At 45.3% G+C, this 2,515-nt stretch carries 3 protein-coding genes; all 3 read left to right on the top strand.

The features are described from left to right. Positions 1-30: 30 nt before the first annotated feature. The gene (gene kdsB / locus AB4496_RS22755) at positions 31-777 is read left to right on the top strand and encodes a 3-deoxy-manno-octulosonate cytidylyltransferase (RefSeq protein WP_009847141.1); all 747 of its coding nucleotides are present in this window, start codon (positions 31-33) and stop codon (positions 775-777) included. Between the two features lie 278 nt (positions 778-1,055). Next, positions 1,056-1,736 carry a (d)CMP kinase gene (gene cmk / locus AB4496_RS22750; protein WP_009847140.1) on the top strand — a complete coding sequence of 227 codons (681 nt, stop codon included), beginning with the start codon at positions 1,056-1,058 and terminating at the stop codon, positions 1,734-1,736. A 106-nt stretch (positions 1,737-1,842) separates the two neighbouring features. Further along, positions 1,843-2,515: S1 RNA-binding domain-containing protein (locus AB4496_RS22745; protein WP_372132064.1), on the top strand; the 673-nt coding region annotated here is incomplete at its 3' end.

The following is a 2,515-nucleotide window of genomic DNA, read 5'->3' as shown; positions in this document are numbered from 1 at the left end:
TCGCACCGTTTCAATGGATGAGGGTAAGTAATGTCTTATACGGTTGTTATACCTGCAAGATACCAATCGAGCCGTTTACCAGGGAAGCCACTTGCTGACATTGGTGGAAAGCCGATGATTCAATGGGTATACGAACAGTCAATGAAGGCGGGTGCCGATAACGTTATTATCGCTACCGACGACGCTCGAGTTGAAAAAGCGGCCAAAGCATTTGGCGCGACCGTTTGTATGACATCACCGAATCATGAGTCAGGCACTGAGCGCCTCGCTGAAGTGATTGAAGTTATGAAGATTCCAGATGATCATATTATCGTGAATGTTCAAGGTGATGAGCCACTTATCCCACCTGCGATCATTAATCAGGTCGCGAACAACCTTGCGAACAGTACAGCTCCGATGGCAACACTCGGTGTGGAAATTACTCATGCTGACGAAGTGTTTAATCCTAACGCCGTAAAAGTTGTGACCGACAAAGATGGGTATGCCCTGTACTTTAGCCGAGCTACTATTCCTTGGGATCGCGATGCTTACGCGAACAATGGTACAGCTGCTGAATCTCCACTGCTTCGTCACATTGGCATTTACGCTTACCGTGCGGGTTTTATTAATACCTATATCAATTGGGAACCAAGTACCCTTGAGCGTATTGAGTGCCTAGAGCAGCTACGTGTACTTTGGTACGGTGAAAAAATCCATGTAGACGTTGCGGCAGAAGCACCTGCAGCTGGTGTTGATACGCCAGAAGACCTAGAAGCGGTTCGAGCTATTATTGGCTAAGCGTCTTTTAGCGACTACTTCTTTGCTCTACAAAAATGCAAAATCATGAGCCTTGCTTATCGCGAGGCTTTTTTATGCCTAAAGAGAAGCGGATGACAGCCTTATTTATCTAAGTTAACGGATATTGAGTTGGTTGCATGGGTTTCTGTAGCATCACCCCGGAATTATCTGAGATTTACCTCGCTCGACTTGCAAATTTTCTCTATAATATGCCGCCTATAAAGTAGTGGCGAATCGCTAGTACAGAATAAAACTTACGACAAAACGTGGAGTAAAAGATGCCTTCTCAAAGCCCAGTGATTACGGTTGATGGACCAAGTGGTGCAGGTAAAGGTACCCTGTGTATGTTACTAGCAGATAAGCTAGGCTTTCATCTTCTAGACTCAGGCGCGATCTATCGCGTATTGGCTTTAGCGGCAATTCACCATGGCGTGGATACTGAATCAGAAGATGCTTTAGTACCGCTTGCAACTCACTTAGATGTTCAGTTTATCGCTGAAGGTGAGCTAGTGAAGGTTATCTTAGAAGGCGAAGATGTGTCTGGTGAACTTCGTAAAGAAGAGACGGGCATGGCGGCTTCAAAAGTCGCTGCTTTACCTCGCGTTCGTGAAGCACTGTTACGTCGTCAACGTGCTTTTAGCGCAGCTCCTGGTTTAGTTGCAGACGGTCGTGACATGGGAACCGTTGTATTTGTTGAAGCTGAAGCGAAAATATTTTTAGATGCAAGTGCTGAAGAGCGCGCGAGTCGTCGCCTTAAACAGTTGCAACAGAAGGGGTTAGATGTTAAATTTGACGACCTTTTGAGCGAGATCCAAGAGCGAGACGATCGAGATCGTAATCGCCCAGTGGCGCCACTTCGCCCTGCAGAGGATGCTCTAGTGCTTGATTCCACCTCAATGAATATTGAGCAGGTAGTCGAAAAAGCACTACACTATATTGAATCGAAACTGGCTGGGTAATTTCGCCGAGCTAGTACGAACGTTGGTCGCAAGGATGATGACCGGCGAATTTATCAACCCCATGCGGTAGGATACCCATGGACGTTTAATTATTGAAGATTAAATAATGACTGAATCTTTTGCTCAACTCTTTGAAGAGTTTCTATCTGAAACTGAATTCCAACAAGGCAGCATCGTTAAAGGTACTGTAGTAGCTATCGAGAACGGTTACGTTCTTGTAGACGCTGGTCTTAAGTCTGAATCTGCTATCCCTGCTGAACAATTCAAGAACGCTGCTGGCGAACTTGAAGTTGAAGTTGGTGCTGAAGTAGACGTAGCTCTAGACGCTGTTGAAGATGGTTTCGGTGAAACTCAACTTTCTCGTGAGAAAGCTAAGCGTCACGAAGCTTGGATCGTACTTGAGAAAGCTTGTGAAGAAGCTGAAACTGTTGTTGGTATCATCAACGGTAAAGTTAAAGGCGGTTTCACTGTTGAACTTAACGGTATCCGTGCTTTCCTTCCTGGTTCTCTAGTAGACGTACGTCCTATCCGTGACACTGCTCACCTAGAAAACAAAGAGCTAGAGTTCAAAGTAATCAAGCTAGACCAGAAGCGTAACAACGTTGTTGTTTCTCGTCGTGCTGTTATCGAATCTGAAAACAGTGTTGAGCGTGACGAACTTCTTGAAACTCTACAAGAAGGTACTGAAGTTAAAGGTATCGTTAAGAACCTTACTGACTACGGTGCATTCGTTGATCTTGGCGGTGTTGACGGTCTTCTACATATCACAGATATGGCTT

Origin of the sequence: Vibrio sp. 10N.222.46.A1, from assembly GCF_041473595.1 — a bacterium.
Lineage (GTDB): Bacteria > Pseudomonadota > Gammaproteobacteria > Enterobacterales > Vibrionaceae > Vibrio > Vibrio tasmaniensis_A.
This window is presented reverse-complemented; position numbering and strand designations above follow the sequence as displayed.

What these genes read in the sequence shown, in the direction of transcription:
- kdsB (WP_009847141.1), top strand. Translation starts at nt 31, where the DNA reads ATGTCTTATACGGTTGTTATACCTGCAAGATACCAATCGAGCCGTTTA.
- cmk (WP_009847140.1), top strand. Translation starts at nt 1,056, where the DNA reads ATGCCTTCTCAAAGCCCAGTGATTACGGTTGATGGACCAAGTGGTGCA.